The 24,805-nt window shown below is 60.3% G+C and carries 18 protein-coding genes and 1 riboswitch; of the genes, 9 read left to right on the forward strand and 9 right to left on the reverse strand.

The window, feature by feature from the left end:
* Window positions 1-45 precede the first annotated feature (45 nt).
* A complete protein-coding gene (gene glyS, locus N2601_RS02160) occupies window positions 46-2,160 on the forward strand; it encodes a glycine--tRNA ligase subunit beta (RefSeq protein ID WP_104822179.1) in 2,115 nt (704 codons plus the stop codon).
* A 14-nt stretch (window positions 2,161-2,174) separates the two neighbouring features.
* Window positions 2,175-2,669, forward strand: coding sequence for a DUF523 domain-containing protein (locus N2601_RS02165; protein WP_104822180.1), 495 nt, complete (start codon window positions 2,175-2,177; stop codon window positions 2,667-2,669).
* A gap of 72 nt (window positions 2,670-2,741) precedes the next feature.
* On the opposite strand, the gene N2601_RS02170 is transcribed toward N2601_RS02165, so the two are convergent.
* The 3 genes from N2601_RS02170 to purD all read right to left on the reverse strand — a co-directional run bounded on the left by N2601_RS02170 (window position 2,742) and on the right by purD (window position 6,775).
* Complete coding sequence (locus N2601_RS02170) at window positions 2,742-4,559, reverse strand: methyl-accepting chemotaxis protein (RefSeq protein WP_104822181.1); 1,818 nt, start codon at window positions 4,557-4,559, stop codon at window positions 2,742-2,744.
* A 394-nt stretch (window positions 4,560-4,953) separates the two neighbouring features.
* Window positions 4,954-5,382, reverse strand: a complete 429-nt coding sequence (locus tag N2601_RS02175; protein ID WP_104822182.1) for a plant virulence effector HPE1-like domain-containing protein — start codon at window positions 5,380-5,382, stop codon at window positions 4,954-4,956.
* 121 nt (window positions 5,383-5,503) lie between these two features.
* On the reverse strand, window positions 5,504-6,775 hold the full coding sequence (purD, locus tag N2601_RS02180; RefSeq protein ID WP_104822183.1) for a phosphoribosylamine--glycine ligase: 1,272 nt from the start codon (window positions 6,773-6,775) through the stop codon (window positions 5,504-5,506).
* A 249-nt stretch (window positions 6,776-7,024) separates the two neighbouring features.
* Between purD and N2601_RS02185 the strand changes: the two genes are divergently transcribed.
* Window positions 7,025-9,334 (forward strand): Tex family protein, encoded by a 2,310-nt coding sequence (locus N2601_RS02185; protein ID WP_104822184.1) that lies wholly within the window; start codon window positions 7,025-7,027, stop codon window positions 9,332-9,334.
* Window positions 9,335-9,478: 144 nt separating this feature from the next.
* Window positions 9,479-10,738 carry an SAM-dependent methyltransferase gene (locus N2601_RS02190; protein WP_104822185.1) on the forward strand — a complete coding sequence of 420 codons (1,260 nt, stop codon included), beginning with the start codon at window positions 9,479-9,481 and terminating at the stop codon, window positions 10,736-10,738.
* Between the two features lie 86 nt (window positions 10,739-10,824).
* Here the strand turns inward: N2601_RS02190 and N2601_RS02195 are convergent, their stop codons facing one another.
* On the reverse strand, window positions 10,825-11,256 hold the full coding sequence (locus N2601_RS02195) for a hypothetical protein (RefSeq protein ID WP_104822186.1): 432 nt from the start codon (window positions 11,254-11,256) through the stop codon (window positions 10,825-10,827).
* 260 nt (window positions 11,257-11,516) lie between these two features.
* Here N2601_RS02195 and N2601_RS02200 point away from each other — a divergent pair, with 260 nt between their 5' ends.
* Window positions 11,517-12,326: a MipA/OmpV family protein gene (locus N2601_RS02200; protein ID WP_445944978.1), complete on the forward strand. Its 810-nt coding sequence runs from the start codon at window positions 11,517-11,519 to the stop codon at window positions 12,324-12,326.
* Window positions 12,327-12,388: 62 nt separating this feature from the next.
* Window positions 12,389-13,351, forward strand: a complete 963-nt coding sequence (gene ubiA, locus N2601_RS02205; RefSeq protein WP_104822188.1) for a 4-hydroxybenzoate octaprenyltransferase — start codon at window positions 12,389-12,391, stop codon at window positions 13,349-13,351.
* A 61-nt stretch (window positions 13,352-13,412) separates the two neighbouring features.
* On the opposite strand, the gene N2601_RS02210 is transcribed toward ubiA, so the two are convergent.
* Window positions 13,413-13,979, reverse strand: coding sequence for a DUF6101 family protein (locus tag N2601_RS02210; protein ID WP_104822189.1), 567 nt, complete (start codon window positions 13,977-13,979; stop codon window positions 13,413-13,415).
* A gap of 319 nt (window positions 13,980-14,298) precedes the next feature.
* Here N2601_RS02210 and N2601_RS02215 point away from each other — a divergent pair, with 319 nt between their 5' ends.
* Both N2601_RS02215 and N2601_RS02220 read left to right on the forward strand, forming a co-directional pair.
* On the forward strand, window positions 14,299-16,803 hold the full coding sequence (locus N2601_RS02215; protein ID WP_260303385.1) for a DUF1217 domain-containing protein: 2,505 nt from the start codon (window positions 14,299-14,301) through the stop codon (window positions 16,801-16,803).
* A 215-nt stretch (window positions 16,804-17,018) separates the two neighbouring features.
* Window positions 17,019-20,003 carry a DNA translocase FtsK gene (locus N2601_RS02220; RefSeq protein ID WP_104822191.1) on the forward strand — a complete coding sequence of 995 codons (2,985 nt, stop codon included), beginning with the start codon at window positions 17,019-17,021 and terminating at the stop codon, window positions 20,001-20,003.
* Between the two features lie 79 nt (window positions 20,004-20,082).
* Here the strand turns inward: N2601_RS02220 and N2601_RS02225 are convergent, their stop codons facing one another.
* The 4 genes from N2601_RS02225 to N2601_RS02240 are packed head-to-tail and all read right to left on the reverse strand — an operon-like array spanning window position 20,083 to window position 23,795.
* Window positions 20,083-20,634, reverse strand: coding sequence for an MOSC domain-containing protein (locus N2601_RS02225; protein WP_104822192.1), 552 nt, complete (start codon window positions 20,632-20,634; stop codon window positions 20,083-20,085).
* A gap of 52 nt (window positions 20,635-20,686) precedes the next feature.
* Window positions 20,687-22,117, reverse strand: a complete 1,431-nt coding sequence (locus tag N2601_RS02230; RefSeq protein ID WP_104822193.1) for an FAD-binding oxidoreductase — start codon at window positions 22,115-22,117, stop codon at window positions 20,687-20,689.
* 34 nt (window positions 22,118-22,151) lie between these two features.
* On the reverse strand, window positions 22,152-23,126 hold the full coding sequence (locus N2601_RS02235; protein WP_104824999.1) for an L-threonylcarbamoyladenylate synthase: 975 nt from the start codon (window positions 23,124-23,126) through the stop codon (window positions 22,152-22,154).
* A gap of 57 nt (window positions 23,127-23,183) precedes the next feature.
* A complete protein-coding gene (locus tag N2601_RS02240) occupies window positions 23,184-23,795 on the reverse strand; it encodes a DUF6656 family protein (RefSeq protein ID WP_104822194.1) in 612 nt (203 codons plus the stop codon).
* 100 nt (window positions 23,796-23,895) lie between these two features.
* Here N2601_RS02240 and N2601_RS02245 point away from each other — a divergent pair, with 100 nt between their 5' ends.
* Window positions 23,896-24,309: an ACT domain-containing protein gene (locus N2601_RS02245; protein ID WP_104822195.1), complete on the forward strand. Its 414-nt coding sequence runs from the start codon at window positions 23,896-23,898 to the stop codon at window positions 24,307-24,309.
* A 216-nt stretch (window positions 24,310-24,525) separates the two neighbouring features.
* Window positions 24,526-24,729, forward strand: a riboswitch (cobalamin riboswitch).
* Window positions 24,730-24,805 lie beyond the last annotated feature (76 nt).

The raw sequence follows: 24,805 nt of genomic DNA on the forward strand, positions 1-24,805 counted from the left end.
CTAAGTCCGCCCGGATCATTTTGCCTCAACGTAAAGACAGCTCCCATGCCCGATCTCCTTCTCGAACTCCGCTCCGAGGAAATTCCCGCCCGTATGCAGCGCAAGGCTGCCGGTGATCTGAAGAAGCTCGTCACCGACGCGCTGGTCGAAGCGGGTCTTTCCTATGAGGGTGCGCGCGAATATTGGACACCGCGGCGCCTGACGCTCGACATTCGCGGCTTGACGGCACGCTCCGCCGATGTGCGCGAGGAGCGCAAGGGTCCGCGCACCGACGCCAATGAAAAAGCGATCGAAGGCTTTTTGCGCGGCGCCGGCTTGTCTTCCGTGTCGGAAGCGCAAGTGCAGAGCGATCCGAAGAAGGGCGATTTCTACGTCGCGGTCATTTCCAAGCCCGGCCGCGCCGCCGAGGAAATCATTGCCGACGTCATGCCTGGGATCATCAAGGATTTTCCCTGGCCGAAATCCATGCGCTGGGGCAAGGCGTCGGCCAAGCCCGGCTCGCTGCGCTGGGTGCGCCCGCTGCAGTCGATCGTCTGCTTGTTCGGCACTGAGCACGAGGAGACCGCCGTCATTCCCTTCGAGATCGACGGCATCGTCGCTTCGAACGTGACTTATGGTCACCGTTTCCATGCGCCGCAGGCAATCATCGTCAAGCGCTTCGATGACTATGTGGCGAGCCTGGAGAGGGCGAAGGTCATTCTCGACGCCGAGCGCCGCAAGGACATCATCCTGCACGATGCCCGCGACGTCGCCTTTGCCAACGGCCTGGAACTGGTCGAGGACGAGGGCTTGCTCGAAGAGGTCTCTGGCCTGGTGGAGTGGCCGCAGGTGCTGATGGGCTCCTTCGAAGAGGATTACCTGTCGATCCCCTCGGAAATCATCCGGTTGACGATCAAGACCAATCAGAAATGCTTCGTCACTCGTCCGCAGGCCGGTGAGACGCTCTCCAACCGCTTCATTCTCGTGTCCAATATCCAGGCGACGGATGGCGGCAAGGAGATCATTCACGGCAACGGCAAGGTCGTGCGCGCCCGTCTTTCCGATGCGCTGCATTTCTGGAAGCGCGACCAGGGCGATTTGCCGGACCTTGAAACGCTGGAAGCCTCTGCCCAAAAATTCGGCCTCGACCTGAAGAAGCCGCTCGATCAGCGCATGGCGAAGCTCGATGCGCTGAACGTCACTTTCCATGCCAAGCTCGGCAGCCAGGGCGAGCGTGTCGCCCGCATCCGCGTGCTTGCGGCTGAACTCGCCAAGATCACCGGCGCCGATCCGGCCAAGGTCGACCGCGCCGCAGTTCTCGCCAAGGCTGACCTGCGCAGCGAAGCCGTCGGCGAATTCCCGGAGCTTCAGGGCCTCATGGGCCGCAAATATGCGGTGCTGCAGGGCGAAGACGCTTCCGTCGCCGCTGCGATCGAGGATCACTACAAGCCGCAAGGCCCATCCGACCGCGTGCCGGAAGACAAGGTGGCGATCACGGTCGCGCTGGCCGACAAGCTGGACACGCTGATCGGCTTCTGGGCGATCGATGAGAAGCCTACAGGCTCTAAGGACCCTTTCGCGCTGCGCCGCGCGGCTTTGGGCGTGGTGAGAATTCTTCTGGAGCGCAAGGTTCGGCTGCCGCTGCTGGCGACGACAAAAGACATCGATCTTCTCGCCTTCTTCCACGATCGCCTGAAGGTCTATCTCCGCGATCAGGGCGCCCGCTACGACCTTATCGACTCGGTGCTGACGCCGGAAGCCGACGACCTCCTGATGGTCGCCCGTCGTGTCGAGGCGCTGACCGCCTTCATCACCTCGGAAGACGGTAAGAACCTCCTCGCCGGCACCAAGCGCGCCACGCAGCTCCTCGCAGCCGAGGAGAAAAAGGGCACCGTCGTTGCCGACGGCGTTTCGGAAGCGTTGCTGAAGCTCGATGCCGAAAAGGACCTTTTCGCCGCCATCAAGGCAGCCTCCGCCGAAGCCTCCGACGCGATCGCCAAGGAAGATTTCCGCTCGGCCATGTCAGCCCTCTCCAAGCTGCGCGCGCCCGTCGACCGCTTCTTCGAAGATGTTCTCGTCAACGATGAAGATGCCGCCATCCGCGCCAATCGCCTGGCGCTGCTGCGCCTGATCCGCGAGGCGACGGGAACGGTGGCCGACTTCTCGAAGATCGCGGGATAAAGCATGGAGGCGCGATGACCGGAAAGATCCTCGTTAGCGCCTGCCTCATGGGCCATGCCGTCCGTTACGACGGCCGTTCCAAGCCGCTCGTGCATCCGGCCATCGAGCGTTGGCGCGAGGAGGGGCGGCTGGTGACGATCTGTCCGGAAATGTCCGCCGGCATGGTCGTGCCGCGACCGCCGGCCGAAATTGCCGATGGTGCGACCGGCGAGGATGTGCTTGCCGGCGCTGCACGCGTGATGGAGATCACCGGCGGCGATGTCACGGCGGAATTTCGTCAGGCGGCCGAAAATGCTCTGGCGCTCGCACAAGAAACCGGCTGCCGCTACGCTCTCCTGATCGACGGAAGCCCGTCCTGCGGCTCAGGCTTCATCTATGATGGCACCTTCTCCGGCGGCCGGCATGCGGGCAATGGCGTTACGGCTGCGCTACTGAAGCAAGCCGGTATCGAGGTTTATTCCGGCGGTGAGATTGACCGTCTGATCGAGCGGCTTGCTGCGGCCGACTGAAGCCTTCGACATCCCCATAAGAAAAACCGCCGGGTTTGTGCCCGGCGGTTCATGATGCTGTTACGTTATAGTTTAAGCGGCGCGGCGGTTTTGTTGTGCCAGCGGCCGGCCGTCGTTGACGCGGAAGCCGCGGATGAGGCCGAGCAGATCCTCGGTGTCGGCGGCGAGCGTTTCGGCCGATGCCGTCGTTTCTTCCGCCATGGCGGCGTTCTGCTGAGTGGCGGCATCGAGCTGGTTCATAGAAGACGAGATCGAGCGTAGCGTCGTATCCTGCTCGGAGGCGCTGTGGGCGATCTTCGAGACGATCTCGTTGGCGGCCTTGATCTGGTCGGAGATGCGTTTCAGCGCTTCGCCGGCCTCGCCGACAAGGCGGACACCCTGGTCGACCTGGCCGGAAGAGCGGGCGATCTGGTCCTTGATCTCCTTGGCGGCAGCGGCGGAGCGCTGCGCCAGTTCGCGCACTTCCTGGGCGACGACGGCAAAGCCCTTGCCGGATTCACCAGCGCGGGCCGCCTCGACGCCGGCATTCAGCGCCAGAAGGTTGGTCTGGAAGGCGATCTCGTCGATGACGCCGATGATCTTGCTGATCTCTTCGGATGATTTTTCGATACCGCTCATGGCATCGATCGCCTGGGCGACGACGGCGTCGCTGCGCGATGCCTCGGTCGAGACGGCATGCACGCGTTTGCTGGCCTCATGCGCGCCCTCGGCAGTCTGGCGCACGGCAACGGTAAGCTCGTCAAGGGCAGCCGAGGTTTCTTCCAGGCTGGCGGCCTGGCGTTCGGTGCGCTGCGAAAGCTCGTTGGAGGCGCGGCGGATCTCTTCCTTGCTGACGCCGATGTCGTTGCCCTTGGCATTGACGCGGCCCATGGCGGCTTCCAAATGCGACAGCGCCTCGTTGAAGTTGTTGCGCAGGCCGGCATAGCCGATGCCGATATCACCGCAGCGCACGGTCAGATCGCCCTGGGCAAGCTCTTCGAGCGCCCTGCCGATGGTGGCGACGACGCGGGCCTGTTCCTGGGCCTCGTCCTGCTGCTGGCGAAGGTTCTGTTCGCGCTCACTGCTGATTTCCAGCTCCTGCGCGGCCTGACGATCCGCCAGGGCGTGACGTTCGCGGACCTTCTCCTGCAGCGACCGGGTCGCCTGCGCCATCAGGCCGATTTCGTTGCGCATCTCGGCGTGAGGAATGATGATTTTCACGTCATCATCAGCCACGGCCTTGAGAGCGGTATGGACATCGGCCAATGGCTTGGTGATGCCGCGAATGAAGTAGAACGCAGCACCAATGCCGACGAGAAAGACGATGCCGCAGATCAGCAGCGCGCGCCACATTGCCGCGTGGATCTGGCCTTCGAGGTCGTCCATATAGACGCCGCAGCCGAGAACGATCTGCCATGGTGCAAAGGCGGCGGAATAGCTGCCCTTCAGGAAAAGCTCGCTGTCAGGATGACCGGGCTTGACCCAGTAATAAACGGTGCGGCCGCCGCCCTTGATGCCCTTTTCGACCATTTCCTTGCTGAAATGCGTGCCGTTCTTGTCGACCTGGCCGGACATATCCTTGCCGACATTGGCTGGGTTGGGATGAAAGCGCATAGTGGCGCTGTAGTCGAAGCCGAAGAGATAGCCCGCCGGTTGGAAGCTGACATGCGAGAGGAGCTTGAAGGCTTCGGCCTGGGCGGCCTCATGTGTCATCTCACCGGATTTTTCGCGCTGATAATATTGATTCAGAACCGAAATGCCGGACTCGACCTGCGTGCGGAGCATATCGAAACGGTCGTCATAGATCGAGTCCGCCTGCGACCGGATCTCGAAATAGGTCGCCACGGCAAAAGCTGCCATAAGCACGCCCAGAAGGGCGAAGAGTTGATGGGCGATCTTGAGATTCTTCATAATGCCTCGCAACAGGGTAGGATGAATACCGGCGCGGTATCCTACCGCCTGTGCGATCGCCTGGGAGAAACCCCAATACGCTTGCCGCTGCTCGAAATGACATGCTGCTGTCCGGTGCAAGCAAAGTGGCGCTTTATATCTAATAAAGATTTAATCAAAACAGCGTGATCGGAAATTAAAAAACTCTCGAGGTAAACTTTGTTGCCTCGCAATAAATAATACTAGGCTCGCTTTCAAGACTATCCGGAGCGGACGGGAAAAATTCTGTAGTTTGCTATGCAAAACAAATGCGCCCCTGCTTCTCTTCAGGGGCGCATTGGTCCGCCTTGCGGCAGACCCCGTCGACCGAAACTTTGGCCGGGGCGGGGCAGGGAACGGGGTCGAACAGCTATTGTTACTGGCGAAGTTCAAAGCCGGAGAGATCGAGTGGCGGGGGTGTCTTCGCTTTGGCGGATTGGGGCAAAGCAGCGGTTTTTGCGGTGAGGTCGATGCCGTCGATCGGAACATTGGCGGCCGCCAGCGCCTCGGGCGTCGGTTTCGAAATGAAGACGACCGGTGAGCCGCCCATCCAGGCCTCGGTGCGCACCACCTTCCTCTGGCCATCGATGTCGCGCACGACGACGGACTGCGTGCCCGGCGCCAGGTCCGGCACCACATAGTCCTTCTTGACCATTGGCGGCTTGATCGCCGGGCAATCTGCGCAGACCCTGTCGATGATGCTATCGCCGCCGGTTTCCGTCTTGCTGTCGATGGGCTGGATCGACGAAGCCATGGCCGAGCCGGCGGCCAGCACACATGCCAAAGTCAGGAAAAAGGGACGCATAACAAAACCACTCCGTCTTACATGTTGGAGAGATTAGCGTCCCTTTGTTTCCATCCTGTCAGGAGATTCGATAAAAGTTTAGCGGAACCGCAGAAATCGGCACAGGCTGGCGGTTTTCGCCTCAAATATTTTCGCGTTCGATCGCGCGCCAGCCAATGTCGCTGCGGTTAAAACCATTCTCCCATTGCACCTCGCCAGCAAGGGCATAGGCGCGCTTTTGCGCGTCGCTGACGGAGTTGCCGGTCGCTGTGATGTTCAGCACCCGACCGCCGGTCGCGACCAGCGCGCCATCCTTCAGCGCTGTGCCGGCATGGAACACCTTGGCGCCTTCGCTGTCGGCGGGCAGGGCAGCTATCGGCGTATTCTTCGCGTAGGAGCCGGGATAGCCTTTCGAGGCCATGACAACGGTCAGCGCCACATCGTCGCTCCACTCGGCGCTGACCTGATCCAGCGTGCCGTTGGCGCAGGCGAGAAGCAGCGGCAGCAGATCGCTCTTCAGCCGCATCATCAGCACCTGACACTCCGGATCGCCGAAGCGAACGTTGTATTCGATCAATTCCGGCCCCTTGGCGGTAATCATCAGCCCGGCGAAGAAGACGCCGGAGAAGGGATGGCCGCTTTCCGCCATGCCGCGGATCGTCGGTTCGATGATTTCCTTCATCGTGCGCTCGACCATTTCCGATGTCATGACCGGAGCGGGGGAATAGGCGCCCATGCCGCCGGTATTCGGGCCGGTATCGCCGTCGCCGACGCGCTTGTGGTCCTGGGCGGTAGCAAGAGCCAGCGCATGCTTGCCGTCGCAAAGGCAGAAGAAGCTCGCCTCCTCGCCGTCGAGATAGGCTTCGATCACGACCTCGGCTCCGGCCGCGCCGAATGCGCCTTCGAAGCAGTCGTCAATCGCGGCGAGCGCTTCCTCGACCGTCATGGCAACGGTGACACCCTTGCCGGCGGCGAGCCCATCTGCCTTGACGACGATCGGCGCGCCCTGCGCACGAATATAGGCTTTCGCCTTTGGCGCATTGTTGAAACGCTGATAGGCGCCGGTCGGGATATCGTAGCGGGCGCAGATATCCTTGGTGAACCCCTTGGAGCCTTCCAACTGCGCGGCTGCGGCGGATGGACCGAACACGGCGATGCCTTCTGCGTGCAAGCGGTCGGCAAGCCCGGCAACCAGCGGCGCTTCCGGGCCGACGACGACGAAGTCGATGGCTTTTTCCTTACAGAAGGCGACGATCGCACCATGGGCTTCGATATCGATGGCGGCAAGTGTGGCATGGTCGGCAATGCCGGGATTGCCCGGCGCGGCGTAGAATTCCGTCATCAGCGGCGATTGCGCCAGTTTCCAGGCGAGCGCATGCTCGCGTCCGCCCGATCCGATCAACAGAACTTTCATGGCTTGCCCTTTTCTTGCGTCCATTTGCGCGGTTAAGGGCCGCTGGACCAAAGGTCAAGCGGCAAATCCTGTGGAGGCGCAGGCTACAACATTGCAACGCCTTTTTATGTCGCTAATGCGAGACGTCGGTTTTCGAATCGTCGGTCCGCTTTCGTTGCTTGGATCGGCACTATCTGATCCGAAAACCGCTTCGTACTTTTCGGGATCATGCTTATGGTCTCCTCACCCTTGTTCAGTTCAGAGAATCCTATGGCCGCCGACATCCGCTCCCTTGCCGCAACCATCGCCACTGAAATCAATTCGCGTGCGGATCAGGCCAAGGCCGCGATCGAGCTTCTCGACGAAGGCGCCACGGTGCCCTTTATTGCTCGCTATCGCAAGGAGGTGACTGGCGGTCTTGATGACGGTCAGTTGCGCACGCTGGCGGAGCGCCTCGTCTATCTGCGCGAGCTGGAAGCCCGCCGGGCGGCTATCGTCGAGTCGATTACCGGTCAGGGCAAGATGACCGACGAGCTGATGCGCAAGATCGCCGTGGTCGCCACCAAGGCTGAGTTGGAAGATCTTTATCTGCCCTATAAGCCTAAGCGCCGCACCCGTGCCGAAATCGCCAGGGAGCGCGGCCTTGGCCCACTTGCCGATACCATTGTTGCCGATCGCTCCAGGGAGCCGGCTTCCCTTGCCGAGGGTTTCATCACCGCTGACGTACCCGACGTGAAGACGGCGCTCGAAGGGGCGCGCGACATCATCGCCGAAGGCATTGCCGAAAATGCCGATCTGCTCGGCAAGCTGCGCACCTATATGAAAACGAATGCATTGCTGAAAGCGAGGGTCGTTGACGGCAAGCAGGAGGCGGGTGCGAAATTCGCCGATTATTTCGATCATCAGGAACGTTGGGCAACCGCTCCCGGCCATCGCGCGCTTGCCATGCTGCGCGGCTGGAATGAGGAGATGCTGACGCTGACCATCGAGGTCGACGTCGATGCGGTCTCGCCGAACAAGCCGGTAGAGCGGATGATCGCGACGGCTTATGAGATCGGCACGAGCAAGCCCGGCGACCGCTGGCTGATGGAGGTGGCAAGCTGGACCTGGCGGGTCAAGCTCTCCATGTCGCTGTCGCTCGACCTGATGCGAGAGCTGCGTGAACGCGCCGAAGAGGAGGCCATCCACGTCTTCGCCCGCAATCTGAAGGATCTTTTGCTCGCGGCTCCGGCCGGATCGCGTGCGACCATGGGCCTCGATCCCGGCATCCGCACCGGCGTCAAGGTTGCCGTGGTCGACGGCACGGGCAAGCTGCTGGAAACGACGACGGTCTATCCCTTCCCGCCAAAAAACGATGTGCGCGGCACGCAGGCGACGTTGGCTGCGCTCGTGCGCAAGCACCAGGTCGAGCTGATCGCAATCGGCAACGGCACTGGCAGCCGCGAGACGGAGAAACTGGTGGCTGACATGCTGGCGGATCTGCCGGCACCGAAACCGACCAAGGTGATTGTTTCGGAGGCAGGCGCTTCCGTCTATTCGGCTTCCGAAACGGCGGCGCTGGAGTTTCCCGGTCTCGACGTATCGCTGCGCGGCGCCGTCTCCATCGCCCGCCGTCTTCAGGATCCGCTGGCCGAACTCGTCAAGATCGAGCCGAAATCGATCGGCGTCGGCCAGTATCAGCACGATGTCGACCAGCAGAAGCTGTCGCGCTCGCTCGATGCCGTCGTCGAAGATGCGGTGAACGCGGTCGGTGTCGATCTCAACACGGCCTCCGCGCCACTGCTCTCCCGCGTCTCGGGTCTAGGCCCGTCCATTGCCGACGCGATCGTCAAGCATCGCGACGGGGAGGGACGTTTCGAGACCCGCCGCGACCTCCTGAAGGTCGCACGTCTCGGCCAGCGCACCTTCGAGCAATGCGCTGGCTTCCTGCGCATTCCCGATGGCAAGGAGCCGCTCGACGCCTCATCGGTGCATCCGGAAGCCTATGGCGTGGCGAAGCGGATCGTGGCGGCATGCGGCCGTGATCTGCGCAATCTGATGGGTGATGCTGCTGCGCTGAAGGCGGTCGATCCGCGCCAGTTCATCGACGAAAAATTCGGTTTGCCGACAGTGCGCGACATTATCGCGGAACTGGAAAAGCCCGGCCGCGATCCGCGCCCGAGCTTCAAAACGGCGACCTTCGCCGAGGGGGTCAACGAGATAGGCGATCTCAAGCCCGGCATGCTGCTGGAGGGCACAGTAACCAACGTCGCCGCCTTCGGCGCCTTTGTCGATATCGGTGTCCACCAGGATGGCCTTGTCCACGTCTCGCAGCTCGCCGACCGTTTCGTCAAGGACCCACATGAAGTGGTCAAGGCCGGCGACGTCGTAAAAGTGAAAGTTGTGGAGGTAGACGTCAAGCGCAAACGAATCGGCCTCTCCATGCGCAAGGATGGCAGCACTGCGGCTGCGGCGCCTCAGCATCAATTGCGCGAAAAAAGTGGGGGGCACAACGCTGGCGGTAGGCGTGATAGCGGCCCGAAGCCGGAGCAGCACGGCAGCTTCGGTGCCGCTCTGGCGGATGCACTCAAGCGAAAATAAGGGCTTAGCGAGACTCAGTGCAAGAATGTCACACTCTGGCAGAGTGTTGCCGGAGTGCCAACGAGTGCGAAAAGGTGCGCTTGCCACATTGATGTGACGCGTTAAAGTCCGTGCTAATGTCATGTCATCATAGGCGAGGCGTCCATGGCGTCGGCACTCTTCTCGATTGTTAAAAAAATCGTCCGTAAAGGCTCCCTGAGACTTACGCTCGCATCCGGCGAGACGCATATGATCGGGGATGGGTCCGGCGAGACGGTTGCCGTCCGCGTCGCCGACCAACAGGCTGAGGACGCGATTGCCCGCGATCCGACCTTGAAGCTCGGCGAAATGTACATGGAAGGCCGCTTCATTCTGGAGCAAGGGGATATCTATGAATTCCTCTCGCTGGTGAAGCAGAATACGACCAACGAAATCTTTGATCTGCGCATGGCGGCGCTCTTGATCGGTCGCATTGCCTGGCAGCAGATCAAAAGCCGCTCGCCGATCAATCGCAACAGATACAATGTTGCGCATCACTATGATCTGTCGGCCAAGCTGTTTGATCTTTTCCTCGATGAGGACTGGCAATATTCCTGCGCCTATTTCGTGCCGCCTGGCATCAGCCTGGACGAAGCCCAAGTGGCCAAGAAGCGCCATATCGCCGCCAAGCTGCTGGTCGAACCAGGGCAGCGCGTTCTGGAGATTGGCTCCGGCTGGGGCGGCATGGGTATGTATCTAGCCGAAGCCAATCCGGGCCTCGATTTCACCGGGATCACGCTCAGCGAAGAGCAGCTCAAAGTTTCGCGCGATCGTGCCGCCAAGCGCGGCCTGTCCGACCGCATGCGGTTCGAGCTTCAGGACTACCGTTATATGACCGGCAGGAAATTCGACCGCATCGTCTCGGTCGGCATGTTCGAGCATGTCGGCATCGGCGACTATGGCAAGTTCTTCCGCAAGGTCCACGAATTGCTCGACGACAACGGCGTCATGGTGCTGCACTCCATCGCCCGTCCAAAGCCGAGTTTTGGAACGAACGCCTTCATCGAGAAGTATATTTTCCCTGGCGGCTATATTCCATCCGTCGGAGAGACCGTGGCACCGCTGGAAAAGGCCGGGTTGCTGGTCAAGGATGTCGAAATCCTGCCGATGCATTATGCCCATACGCTGCGGCATTGGCGCAATCGCTTCGTGGCGCGCAAGGCCGAGGCTGTCGCGCTCTATGACGAGAAGTTCTTCCGCATGTGGGAATTCTATCTGGCCGGCTCGGAAATGGGCTTCCGCTGGGATGAACTCTTCATCATGCAGATCCAGATTGCAAAGAACCAGTTCGCTGTTCCTGATAACCGCAACTACATTGCCGAGCGGGAAGCGAAGCTCAGGCTATTTGAGGCAACCCGTGCGCCGCTGGAAAAGGTGACGTTCTAAATATCGCCGTTGAGGTTGCGCCGAGCCGTGGATTGCCATGGCTCGGCGTTTTGATTTTGGCCCATCCGGACAGGGCGGCGTGTCCCTTATTTGACCACTTGAATAGTCAGATTCTCGTCGCTGACTTTATTTGCATACAACACGGTCATGCGCAGGGCGAACTGATCCGTGCCGGTGAAGCCAGGATCGGACGTGTAATATACCGTCGTACCTTCGACCGGCTTGCCGCTGCAGACATAGGCGTCACTGTCCTTATCGTATTTAACCCGAACCGGGCCGTGTTCGAAAGTGACCTTGCCGTGGCTAGGTTGCTTGATGATCCCCGTATAGGGGTAGGCGTCGAACGTACAATCCCGCTTCACGGACGCGACCATGCCAAGCGCGGTCTTTTTGCCGGAGATCGCTCTGTGGGAATATTGGTTCTGCTTGGTGCCATCGATTGGCGTGCCGACACAGCCTGAAAGCGTCAAGCCGATACCGAGAAATGCACTGAGAGAAATCAAAGATATAGTATTCATTCCGCTCTCTTTTTGAATTGCCGATATCGGAATCCCAATAGCGGCGTAGGCAATACCAATGATTGAGTAACCTGTGCCGGAATTAAATCACCGCGACACATCGGCGCAGGCTCGGAGCCGGTGAAATTGCCTTTTTAAGTTTCGCCTTATCCCCCGAATTCAGTCGCGTTTGGTTAAGAGAGCGGTAACGCGATCGGGATAATTTGCGGCAACTCTAAGGGCGTGTATGGCCCTTTGTATTGCGTATTATGGAGTTGATTGTGTTTGTGAAATCGCGTTTGTTTTTCACCTTCGGCCTGTTCGCTGTTTCTGCGGGCGCCGCTTCGGCCGGGGACGGTCAGCACTTTTGGTCGGGCGATTGGTATCTAAGCGTCGGTGCAGCCGGTTTCACCGCGCCGAAATTCGAAGGCAGCAAACACAACAAGCTGCAATGGGCGCCGTTGATCTCCGTCGGCAAGCAAGGCCCAGGCCCGCGTTTCTCCTCGCGCAACGATAATCCCTCTTTCGCGTTCATCGACAATGACGGCATCCGCGCCGGTATCGTAGGCAAATTCGTGCCGAGCCGGGATTCCAGCGACGGTCACGAGCTGAAGGGCCTGAAGAAGGTCAAGTGGGGCGCCGAAGTGGGCGGCTTCGTCGAAGCCTATCCGACCGACTGGCTGCGCGCCCGTGTCGAAGTCCGCCAGGGCATTCGCGCGCATAGCGGCGTCGTCGCCGACGCTGCCATTGACGCCTTCACCGACATCACGCCGGAACTGCGCCTTTCCGGCGGCCCGCGCATGACGCTCGCTTCCCCAGATTATTTCGACACCTACTATGGCGTTAACGCCAAGCAGTCCGCAGCCTCCGGCCTCAGCCGCTATAATCCGGGTGGCGGCGTGAAGTCCGTCGGCGCTGGCGGTGCGCTGACCTGGAAGGCCAGCCAAAACTGGACCACGAGCGCCTTCGTCGAATATTCCCGCCTGACCGGTCCGGCTGCCGACAGCAGCCTCGTGCGCGAGCGCGGCGATCGTAACCAATTGCTGGTCGGCGTCTCCGCCAGCTACAAGTTCAATTTCACGCTGAATTGAAAAGAGCGGGGCGTCAGCCCTGCCGCTTGACCGCGCCCGCCAGATGTCACTACTAGTCGTCTATGCAAAAGACAGGCGACATTAACGGGCGCGTCGCAGACGCATCATCCGGCAACTGGGTTTATCGCATCCTGCCTGCGGCGCTTTGGCCCTATGCGCAGCTCGCGCGCTGGGACAGGCCGATCGGCTGGCAGCTCCTGATGTGGCCCTGCTTTTGGTCGGCCGCGTTGGCGGCCAATGCCGCCGTGGCGGCGGGCCAGCCTTCGCCCGGCTTTCTGCTGATCTACCACCTCATCCTCTATTTCATCGGCGCCGTCGCCATGCGCGGCGCCGGTTGCACCTATAATGATCTGGTCGATCATGAGATCGACATGGAAGTGGCCCGCACGCGCTCACGTCCGCTGCCGTCCGGCCGGGTGACGCGCTGGCAGGCCAAGATGTTCATTGCGCTGCAGGCTCTGGTCGGCCTGCTGGTGCTGCTGCAATTCAATTGGTTCGCCGTCGTTCTCGGCATCCTGTCGCTAGCCGTCGTCGCGCTTTATCCCTTTGCAAAGCGTTTTACCGATTGGCCGCAATTCTTCCTCGGCCTCGCCTTCTCCTGGGGCGCTCTCATGGGGTGGGCCGGCCTCTTCGGCAGCCTGTCCTTTGCCCCGATCATGCTCTATGCCGCCTCCATCCTCTGGACGATCGGTTATGACACGATCTACGCGCATCAGGACAAGGAGGATGACGAGCTGATCGGCGTGCGCTCCACCGCGCGGCTTTTCGGTGATCAGACCCGCCTCTGGCTGATCGGCCTTTATGGCGCGACATTGTTTCTGATGCTGGTGTCCTTCGCCTTGGCGGGAGCAGGCTGGCTTGCCTATCTCGGCCTGATCGTCGCCGGCTGCATGTTCGCCTATCAAATCGCCGTGCTTGATATCAACGATGGCGCGCAGTGCCTTGCCCTGTTCAAGTCCAACAATCGGGTCGGCCTGATCGTCTTTGCTGGTCTTTTCCTGTCGTTCTTGTTCCTCGTCCCGTGAAAACGACAAAGCCCGGCGCTGAGAGGCCGGGCTTCGATGCGAGAGGTTATCGATAGAAGATTTACTTTCGCGCGATAATCTCGCGGCCTTCGATCTTCATCTTGACGCCGAGCTTGCCGGTCGAGCGGCGCACGAGGAAGCGCGGGCGGCGATTGGCGAAATAGGAGTGGCGGCGACGGGGCTGGATGTCGCGGGTGGCGACGCCGCCCAGATGCTCTTCCAGCGGACGGGCGACGCCGTCGGCTTCGATCATCATCATCGGAATGCGGAAGGCTTCCGACCAGGAGCGCCAGTCGGCGGCGATGTCGCTCAAATCATGGGCGACGAGGAGGGGGATGCAGAGATCGGGATCCTCATGATGCAATTCCAGCGTCACCGTGACTTCGCCGTCGCCATGGTCGATGGCGCGGGCGGCAACGCCCTTGAAGGCACGCTTCGGCAATGCGACCGACAGCGGCAGGCCACTGGACGGCAAGATCTTGCGCAGCACCGCGCCGCGTTCGTCGATCGTGATGGTGACATCACCCGCGGCACCCCGCATGGCATAGCTGACCTGTTGCGGAAAGCGCGTCGGATCCAGCCGCAGTGTGGTTCCAGCCCAATCGGGCTTCAGGACGGTATTTGTCATCTAATCTCTACCCTTGCTTTACCTGAGAGCCGGTTTTCCGGTCTTCTTACGGAGAACGTCATGTCCTCTCGTTGGGTGCAGATTAGGCGGCCCCCCTTCCAGACAGCTTAAAAATCGCGGTTAAGAAAACTTTGCGTCCTCAAATGGTTAGCAAAGTCGAATGCATCAGGGTTTCCATAACGTGAATGGGAGCGCGCAACCGGTCGTGCCGATTTGGTGCACGCGGCGGCCGAAGTATTGTAAGTCTCAGGTAAGGTTTATCTGCGAGAATGCCGATAGATTCGCCGCTATATATTAGAGATTTATTGGACGCCCGCTGATGATATCCACCTATCTTGGCTATTCGATCGCGACCCGAAGCATGGCGACGACCCTCAATCAGGTGGCATCGCAGACGCAGAACAAGCGTGCGATCGACTATTACAATGCCAATATTGGCAAAGTCACCAGCGTCGACGATTTCATGAACGACTATCAGCTCTATAGCTACGCTATGGAAGCTTACGGCCTTTCGGACATGACCTATGCCAAGGCCTTTATGAAACAGGTGCTGACCAGCGACCTCAGCGACTCCACTAGTTTCGCGAACAAGCTGACGGATTCGCGCTACAAGGAATTCGCCGCCGCGTTCAATTTCGGCACGAGCAGCGATACGACGGCGCAAACCAGTGAACAGGAAGGCGATCTGGTCGGTCTTTATCAGCAGTCCTTTACGACTGAGGAAACCAACGCCGAGACTGAAACCAATTATTACAGCCAGAACATTAGCAGCGTTAAAACCGTCGACGATCTCCTTAGCAATACGCGCTTGCGCAATTACGTGCTGCAGGCCTACGGGATCGATCCGACCTACGTGTCGAATTCAACTCTGAAAAAGATGCTGACGAGTGATGTCAGCGATTCGACCAGCTTTGTGAATCAGAACGGCAGCGCTGCCGACAAGGCGCTCGTCGCGGAATTCAATTTCAATTCCGACGGAAGCGTGAAGACGTCGACGGCGGACGCCGATACGACCTACTATCAGAACCAGATCAGCTCGATCACCTCCGTCGACCAGCTTACCTCCAATCCCAAGCTGTTCGACTATGTCAAAATCGCTTTCGACATCCCAACCTACATCACCGCTGACCAATTCAATGCCTCGGCCGAGGATGCGGGTGTTGCCAAGACGAACGGGCTCACCGATGTGATGGCGCAGTTCAATTTCCAGGCCGACGGCACGGTTGCCAGCGGTTCGCAAGCGCAGTCCTCCACTCAGCTCAGCACGACGACGGCCGCCTACGCAACCAACTATCCGGGCGGTCCGCAGACGCTCGGCCAGACGGCCGAGGTCATGAGCGCCTACAATTCCACCGTTCCCTCATACACGACCGAGGTCGGCGCTACCGATAACGATCTTTATTACAAGGATCACATCGGTTCCATCACTTCGGTCGATGAACTGACCTCGGACACCCGGCTTTTCGATTACGTCAAGACAGCCTACGGGATCGATGCGAGCACCCCCGCTATCGTATTCAAAAACGCGTTCGCCGACTCCAAGACGGCCTCCATTTTTGGCCTCACCGACGTTGTTGCGGCGTTCAACTTTCAGTCGGATGGTACGCTGGCGTCCGGCGACGTGGCGCAGTCTCAGGCCGAGATCAATGCGGCATCGACCGGCTATATGAGTAATTACGCGACGTCGCAGACGTCGCTCACCACGGATGCGGTCAACAATTACAAGACCCGCATCGCCAGCGTGAAGGATATTGACGACTTCTTCGCCACCAATGCGACCGCCGACAGCGACGATTCCAATGACGATCTTCCCGAGCTCTACCAAATGGCGCTGCGCGCTTACGGCATCAGCTCGGACGAGATGTCGAAGACGCAGATGAAGAAGGTTCTTGAAAGCGATCCCTATGATTCGAAGAGCTATGTCAACTCGCTCAAGGACACGCGTTTCACCGATCTCGCCAAGGCCTTCAACTTCGGCAGCGATGGCAAGCTGAAGCAGCCGGTCCAGGCTCTGTCGGAGACGCAGATTAATAATTACATTTCCGAATATTCCAGCGACAAGCGGGCCGGACTGACGGGCGCTCAGCTCACGAAGGCCACCAGCGACGCCAAGGATGCCGCTACCTATTTCGCGACCAATATCGTTAAGATCACCAGTGTCAGTGACCTTCTCGCTGACAGCAAGCTTACCGATTTCATCCTGACTGCCAATGGCATCGACCCGAAGAAGGTCACCACCGCCACGCTGAAGAAGGCCTTCGCCTCCGATACGACTGACTCCAAGAGCTTCGTCAACACGGATGATGGCGCTCAGTTCAAGAGCATTGTCGAGGCGTTCAACTTCGACACGGATGGAAACCTGACGGACGCGAAACAGGGTACGGCGCAAAACCAAGGCGCGATCTCTCAGACGAACGACCTCTTCCTGCATCAGACCCTCGAGGATCAACAGGGAGAGACCAATCCTGGTGTTCGCCTGGCGCTTTATTTCCAGCGTAAGGCGCCCGACATCCATTCCATCTACGACATCATGGGCGATAGCGCGCTCTATTCGGTCATGACGACGACCTTTAACCTGCCGAGCTCGATCTCCTCGATGGATGTCGATCAGCAGGCCAAGGTGTTGGGCAGCTATCTTGATGTCACCGACCTGCAGGACCCGGACAAGGTCAACAAGCTTCTGCAGCGGTTCTCCGCCATGTACGATATCGAGAACAACACCACTTCGTCGACATCGCCCGCCCTATCGATTCTGTCGGGTTCCTCGAGCGTCGGCATCAGTGCCGATACGCTGCTTTCGATCGCCCAGCTTTCCAATAAATAACGAACAGCGCCAAAATTGATGCCTCGCGCCGCTTCGATGTGCGGCGCGAAAGCCGTCGGCATACCTGTTGCAGCCGTGCCGGTATGGGTCGCCCTCGGGTTCTGGAGACGCGGAATAAGTGCGTTCGAGGCCGATAAGAAGGAACTTATTAACCGTCCTTGCCCTATTCGATTTGAGAAGCCATCGGCAATATCAATGACTGGGTTGCAGGTCTCATGCGTCTTTCTCGAACGAACATTTCGAATGCGGCAACCGGCTTCCAGCAGGAGGGTGAGCCGGACCCGGAGCAGGTCGCAGAAGAGGCCCGCCGGGCCGAGCAGATCGCTGCCCGCCGCGCATTCCTGGAAGAAAAGATCCGCAATGCGCGCGAAGCAAAGCGGCGCGCGGAAGAACAGCGCCGTGCCGAGGAATTGCGGCATGCCGAAGAAGCTCGCCTGCGAATCGCCGCCGCGCCAAAACCTGTCGTGGAGGCCTTGCAAGCCAGCACGGCGGCAAGCGGCCCCATCATGCCTGTCACGCCGCACGGGATCTCCGCAGAGGAGCTTGCCTCGCCCGGCTGGCAAAACGCCTTCCTGATGGGACCGAACGTCCGTTTCACCCGCACGCGCGAGACCGAGATCATCAGCCGGCGTCCGCCCGTGGAACCTGCGCCCACCTCGGCGCCCGCGGCCGTCAACCACGCCGCAATGCGCGTCATTGAGCCGCCGGTGCCCGAATCACATGGCTCTATCGATCGTCCGCAGATGGACCAGTCGGCAGAATTCCAACTGCCGCCATGGGAAGACATGCCGTTCGTGGGTGAGACCTTCAAGCCTACCGTAATTCAGAAATCTCCGGCGATGCAGCCGGACGCATTGGAGATGACCGTCATCGCTACCGCATTCCATAGAGCTCCCGCGATCGCGCTGGATGCCTCCTCGTCGCTGCCGAAAGTTGAAGAATCAGTCGCCGCGCCTGTGGTCGAATCGCGGCTTGCCCATCTCTCGGATTTCGCCTTCTGGGACGCCATGCCCTTCGATGGTGAATTCCTCTCCGCCATCAAGGGCAAGCCGGTCCAGCCGATGCTCGTTCCTGAGATCCAATCTGAGGTCGAATCGATCGTCGCGAAATTCCGCGTCGTCGAATGCCGCCGCCCGTCGCCTGCCGTAGACTCACCGCTACAGACCGAAATTTTAACGGCCGTTGCCTCCGCCGCACCTGCTCCGGCTATGGAGCCGGCCCCGGTCGGCGCATTCGTGATGGACGAGCTTGCCGCGCTCGAAGCTGCGGTACTGGCGCCCTTTGTGCCGGCCTCGATCGAGGCCGCAGCGCCGGTCGAAGCGGACGCAAAGGTGACGGAACCTGTCGCGTTCATCCCGCCCGCCTTCGTCACCGCAGTATTTGCCGGTGAGGCAGAGGCCATTGTCGAGGTTCAGCCGGCTGCGGCTCCGAGCCTGCCTTCTCCGGCTCCGGTCATGGTCGTCGCGCCGATACCGGTTCGCACGCCGGCGCCGGCTGCGGCCGCTCCCATGGTTGAAGCAAAGCCGGTCATTCCCGCCGTCGAAGCTGCCAAACAGCGTCTGATCGATCCGCCGCCGCCGCAGATTACACCGCGCAGGGCTAATGCCTTGGCTCTTCCGGAATGGCGGCCGATCGCCCGCAGCGGTGAGGGTGAATATGAGCTCCCGCCCCGCGAACTGCTGCAGGAGCCTGCCGCCCGGACCGGCGTGATCATGACGCAGGAAACGCTGGAGCAGAATGCCGGCCTTCTAGAAAGCGTGCTCGAAGACTTCGGCGTCAAGGGCGAGATCATCCATGTCCGTCCAGGTCCTGTGGTAACGCTCTATGAATTCGAGCCGGCCCCCGGCGTCAAATCCTCGCGCGTCATCAATCTCGCCGACGATATCGCTCGCTCGATGTCGGCTCTGTCAGCCCGCGTCGCCGTCGTTCCCGGTCGCAATGTCATCGGCATCGAACTGCCGAACGTCACCCGGGAGACCGTCTATTTCCGCGAAATGATTGAGTCCGCGGATTTCGAGAGGAGTGGCTACAAGCTGGCGCTTGGCCTCGGCAAGACGATCGGCGGCGAGCCTGTCATTGCCGAACTCGCCAAGATGCCGCATCTGCTCGTCGCCGGCACCACCGGTTCGGGCAAGTCGGTCGCCATCAACACGATGATCCTGTCGCTGCTCTATCGTATGACGCCGGAGCAATGCCGCCTGATCATGGTCGATCCGAAGATGCTCGAACTCTCCGTCTATGACGGCATCCCGCATCTGCTGACCCCGGTCGTTACCGATCCCAAGAAGGCCGTCATGGCGCTGAAATGGGCTGTGCGCGAGATGGAGGATCGCTATCGCAAGATGTCGCGCCTCGGCGTGCGCAATATCGACGGCTATAACAGCCGCGTCGCTTCCGCCCGTGAAAAGGGCGAGACGATCCATGTCATGGTCCAGACCGGCTTCGACAAGGGCACGGGTGCCCCGATCGAAGAACAGCAGGAAATGGACCTGACGCCGATGCCCTATATCGTCGTCATCGTCGACGAAATGGCCGACCTGATGATGGTTGCCGGCAAGGAAATCGAAGGCGCGATCCAGCGTCTGGCGCAGATGGCGCGCGCCGCAGGCATCCACCTAATCATGGCGACGCAACGTCCCTCGGTCGATGTCATCACCGGTACGATCAAGGCAAACTTCCCGACCCGCATCTCCTTCCAGGTGACCTCGAAGATCGACAGCCGCACCATCCTCGGCGAGCAGGGCGCTGAGCAGCTCCTCGGCCAGGGCGACATGCTGCATATGGCCGGCGGCGGGCGCATCTCGCGCGTCCATGGTCCCTTCGTTTCGGATGAAGAGGTCGAAAAGGTCGTCGCACATCTGAAGACTCAAGGGCGGCCGGAATATCTCGATACGGTCACCGCCGACGAGGAAGAAGACGACGAGGAAGAAGACACGGCTGTCTTCGACAAGGGCGCCATCGCCTCGGAAGACGGCGACGATCTCTACGAACAGGCGATCAAGGTGGTCATGCGCGACAAGAAGTGCTCGACCTCCTACATCCAGCGCCGCCTCGGCATCGGCTATAACCGCGCTGCCTCGCTCGTCGAGCGCATGGAAAAGGACGGTCTGGTCGGCCCCGCCAACCATGTCGGCAAGCGTGAGATCATCTCGGGCAACCGCAATGGCGGCGGCAATTCGGGCCAAGACGATTTCGATTGATCAAGCAGGCTGCAAGGCTAGCGCGACATGAGAGCGGCATAACGAGGCGGCTTTCCAACGGAAGGCCGCTTCTTTTTTATCAGACGCGCTCGAGCTTGATATGCGGCAGCGGCGGCAGCTCGACGCGGATGGCGTCATCGGGTTGCACGCGGCCACCCTGCGAGACGATACCCATGATGCCAGCCTTGCGGATCAGACCTCCATCGGCATCTTTATCGAGCACCGCATGCAGCAGGCCCTTCTGGAAATCGTCGATTTGCTTGCACGGGTTGCGAAGCCCAGTCACTTCCACGATCGCTTCCTCGCCGATATGCAGGCGCGCCCCTTGAGGCAGGGAAAGTAGGTCGATCCCTCGGGTCGCTATATTCTCGCCCATGTCGCCCGGAGCAACAGAGAATCCCTTTTCTGTGAGTTCGTCGAACAGCTCCTCGTGGATAATATGCACTTGACGCAGATTGGGTTGCGTCGGATCGACCGCGACGCGCGAGCGATGCTTTACCGTCACCCCCATATGCGCGTCGCCTTCCACGCCGAGCCCCGTCAGCAGTTGAATGTGATCCTTGTTCTGCTTGCTGAAACTATGCACGCCGCTGCTGCTGACTGACGTCACATATACGCGTTTGTCGCCCATGCCGAACCCTTCCATAGCGTGTTGCTACCCGTTTAAGGCAGCCAACCGGCTCTCAGATCTTGAGGACTTTTCCCGGATTCATGATCCCTGCCGGGTCGAACGCCGTCTTAATCCGGCGCATCAGATCCATCTCGATTTCAGGGCGGATCGAAGCCAGTTCGTCGCGCTTCAATTGCCCGATGCCGTGTTCGGCGGAGATCGAGCCGCCATGTTGCAGCACCAGCCCGTGCACGATCTTGTTCATTTCGCGCCAGCGGCCGATGAACTCCGCCTTGTCCGCTCCCACGGGCTGCGAGATGTTGTAGTGGATATTGCCGTCGCCCATATGGCCGAAAGCGCAGATGCGGGCGCCGGGCATGGCGGCCATCACTGCCTTCTCCGCCTCGTGCATGAATTTCGGGATCTGCGCGACCGGCACGGAGACGTCGTGTTTGATCGAGCCGCCCTCCGGCTTCTGCGCGTCCGACATGCTCTCGCGCATGTGCCACAGCGCCTTTCGCTGCGCCTCGGAATTGGCGATGGTCGCATCCTGAATCAGGCCGGCCTCGTAACCTTGCTCCAGCAGCGTCGTCATCATCCTCTCGGCGGTCTCGGCCGAATCCGATGTGGAGATATCGATCAGCACATACCAGGGATGCACTGTTTCCAGCGGATCGCGCACGCCCGGAATATGGCGAGCGGTGAACTCGACGCCGATGCGCGGCATCAGCTCGAAGCCGGTCAGCGCCGGGCCGCAGAGGCTGGCCGCATTCTTGAACAGTGTCAGTGCGTCTTCGGTCGATTGGATACCGGCAAAAGCCACCTGATGGCCAAGCGGTTGCGGGAAAAGCTTCAGCACCGCGCCGGTGATAACGCCGAGCGTTCCCTCGGCGCCGATGAAGAGGTCGCGCAGGTCGTAACCGGTATTGTCCTTCTTCAGCCGCCGAAGACCGTTCCAGATTTCGCCGGTCGGCAGCACCACTTCAAGGCCGAGGCAGAGCTGGCGCATATTGCCGTAGGCAAGAACGGCCGTGCCGCCGGCATTGGTGGAGAGATTGCCGGCGATGCGGCAGGAGCCCTCGGAGCCGAGCGACAGCGGAAACATGCGGCCATGCTCTTCCGCCGCTTTCTGCACATCAGCCAGGATGCAACCACCATCGACGATCATGGTATTGCCGACCGGATCGATGTCGCGGATGCGGTTCATGCGCTCCAATGAGAGGATGATGTCAGAGCCGCCCTCGCGTGGTGTCTGGCCACCGACAAGGCCGGTATTACCGGTCTGCGGCACGATGGCCGTGCCGGTCTCGCTGGCGAGCTTCAGGATTGCCGAAACCTCTTCTACCGAGCCCGGCTTCAGGAGCAGGGGCGATGCGCCGCGATAGAGCCCGCGATTTTCGATAAGATGCGGTGCGATCTCCGCAGGGTCCTGCACGGCATGCTTTTCGCCGACGATCGCGGCAAAGCGATCCAGAAGGGCGGAGGAGGGGGCGGAGCTGCTCATGGCGTGTCCTTTGCCGATGTGTCTTTGACCGGATTTACTCTCTGGGCGCGGCCGCGCGGCGCAGGCGGTCGTTGATGGCTTCGCCGAGGCCTTCGTCGGGAATGCTGGAAAAGGCGATCATTGCCGCGCCGCTGCCATCGGCGCGTTTCATGAAATCGAACAGATTGGCGGCGGCTTCCGCAAGATCGCCGGATGGGCTGAGATCGAGCACCATGGCCGCGTTCTCCGCACCGGCAATGTCCGGTCGCCCAAAACGGATCAACGCCTCGCCCGGTAAAACAGCAGTCGCATCGAGCCGCACCGCAGCACCTGGCGCATAGTGCGAGGCAAGCATGCCTGGCGCTTCAATGGCCGGCGAGGCGCCGTTCTTGCGCTTGAGCGGCTGACCTGCGATCCGCTCGATCTCCTCAGCCGCGAGGCCCCCCGGCCTCAGCAGGCGCATCTCCCCGTCCTCAACCTTGACGATCGTCGATTCAACGCCGACAACCGAAGCGCCGGCATCGAGGATGAGTGTAATCCGTTCGCCGAGATCGTCATGAACATGATCGGCGCTGGTGGCGCTGATCTTGCCGGACGTATTGGCGCTGGGGGCGGCGAGCGGCCGGCCGAAGGCGCGGATCAGCTCGCCAGCAAAACCCTGCGGCACACGGATGCCGATCGTATCAAGCCCCGCGGTCGCCAGCGGATGGATATCGCTTTCCGGCCGCAGCGGCAGCACAAGGGTCAACGGACCGGGCCAGAAGGCTTCGGCCAGCTTCCGCGAGATCGGGTCGAAGATCGCATGGCGTTCCGCCATGGCGAGATCGCTCATGTGGCAGATCAGCGGATTGAAGCGGGGCCGCCCCTTGGTCTCATAGATGCGGGTGATAGCAGCGGGATTGGTGGCATCGGCGGCAAGCCCATAGACCGTCTCGGTCGGCAACCCGATCGGCAGCCCCTCGGCAAGCGTTTCCGACGCCGCAGCTATAGCCGTTTCGGGATCCTGGAGAATGTCTATGTGTCGCGCCATGGCCTGACCGTTGTAGTTCAGGCCGTTCTTATGCTTTTCAAGTTTGGGGATCAATGATCAAAGCTGGCGAATGATGTCGCGGAGCTGTTCGTTGCGCGCGCCAAGCAGCAACACGTTGCGGATGGCGATCTGCGGATCGTGTGTGTGGAAGAGTACGCCGTTGCCTCGGACCTCGCGGTTGATCGTCAGTTTCTTTTCCGGCGATTCCTGATCCGGCAAGACGGCGACGGCAAAATACATCCGCGAATATTTCAGGCTGATATTTTCGAAGAAATTGTCGTTCTGCCCGATGCGGGCAAAGAAGTTGGCGATGTAGAAGGCCCAGCTCACCTCTTCATACTGCGCAAATTGCGTTCGCGCCGCAGTGACATGGCAATAACCGAGATGCGGCGTGTCCTTCAGCGTGTGATGGAAGATCAGCTTCGGAAAACGAATCGATTGGTGAAAGCTGTTCAGCCGATCGTGGGTCTTTTCGCCAGCATTCCGCAGCTTATTCGCCGTGCGCTCGGCCACTTCCTCATAGCTGAGATAGCGCCGCTCTTCGGCCAGCCAATGCGCCCTGTCGCGGGTGATGCGGCCGGTGCGCAGGAATTCGCTATGGGAGGCCGCCGGCAATTCCGGTTCCGGTTCGGCGGGCTTCTTGGCGTCGAAATATCTGAGCTTGGCCATGGCGGCACTCTCGGTATGGGTATGGATAGCAGTTAATAGATCGCCTAGCTTGAGCCGGGCTTAAGCGCGCCACGCTGGGATGTTTGGAAGGATCAGAGCCATGCCGGGTATCACCGAACTCAAACTGCTGATTGCGAGCATGAAGCCAAATCTCATTGAAGGCGAATTCGTCTTTTGCTGCGTGCCGCCTTCAATGCTGACAGACTATATCCATTTGAAGCCGATCGGAATGTTCCACGAAAAAGAGGGAATGACGCTGATCCTTCCGATCGAGGCCGCCCGGCAGGCGGGGCTTCCGGCTGAACCCGCCATGCGAATGATTAGCCTAGACGTCCATTCCTCGCTGGAGGCCGTGGGCTTGACGGCGGCCTTTGCTATGGCACTCGGAAGCGAGGGCATCAGCGCCAATGTCGTTGCGGCCTATTATCATGACCATATCTTCGTGCCGATCGCCGATGCCGAGCGTGCCATGGCGGCATTGAAGGCGCTCTCCGCCGGACAAGATCGTCCCTAAAATTCATCGCCCATCGCTCTGTCGCAATCAAGATAAAGCGTCATGGAGCGCAGAATGGTTCACACGGACGATCGTCTTGCCGGGACCGAGCTAATAGTTTGAATTGGTTCGTATTATCGCGACAAAATTCGCGTCATTTCCAAGCTTCATCTCACCTGTCGCCAATTTCGAAGCCGATGTCGCATTGCAGCAGAGCGACGCGTGAGGCGGGAGCTATGATGACCTCAATCTCAAGGTGCCGTCTATTAGGGAGGCGGAGAATTGGGAAGCCGGTCAAAATCCGGCGCTGCCCCCGCAACGGTGGTGGAGTGAGGCATGGCAGATAAAGCCACTGGGTCGAGAACAACCTGGGAAGGCGCCATGGGGTCCTCTTGAGGACCGCTCCAGAGCCCGGAAACCAGCCTTGGGGACGACAGATTTCACTGACCGCGGCGGGCAGTCGGGGGGTAATGCGTTGGGCTGTTTAAGGCCGGCCGGTGCATGTCCTCTGCCTACT

Origin of the sequence: Rhizobium sp. CB3060 (assembly GCF_025200735.1) — a bacterium.
In the GTDB taxonomy this organism is placed as follows: Bacteria; Pseudomonadota; Alphaproteobacteria; order Rhizobiales; family Rhizobiaceae; genus Rhizobium.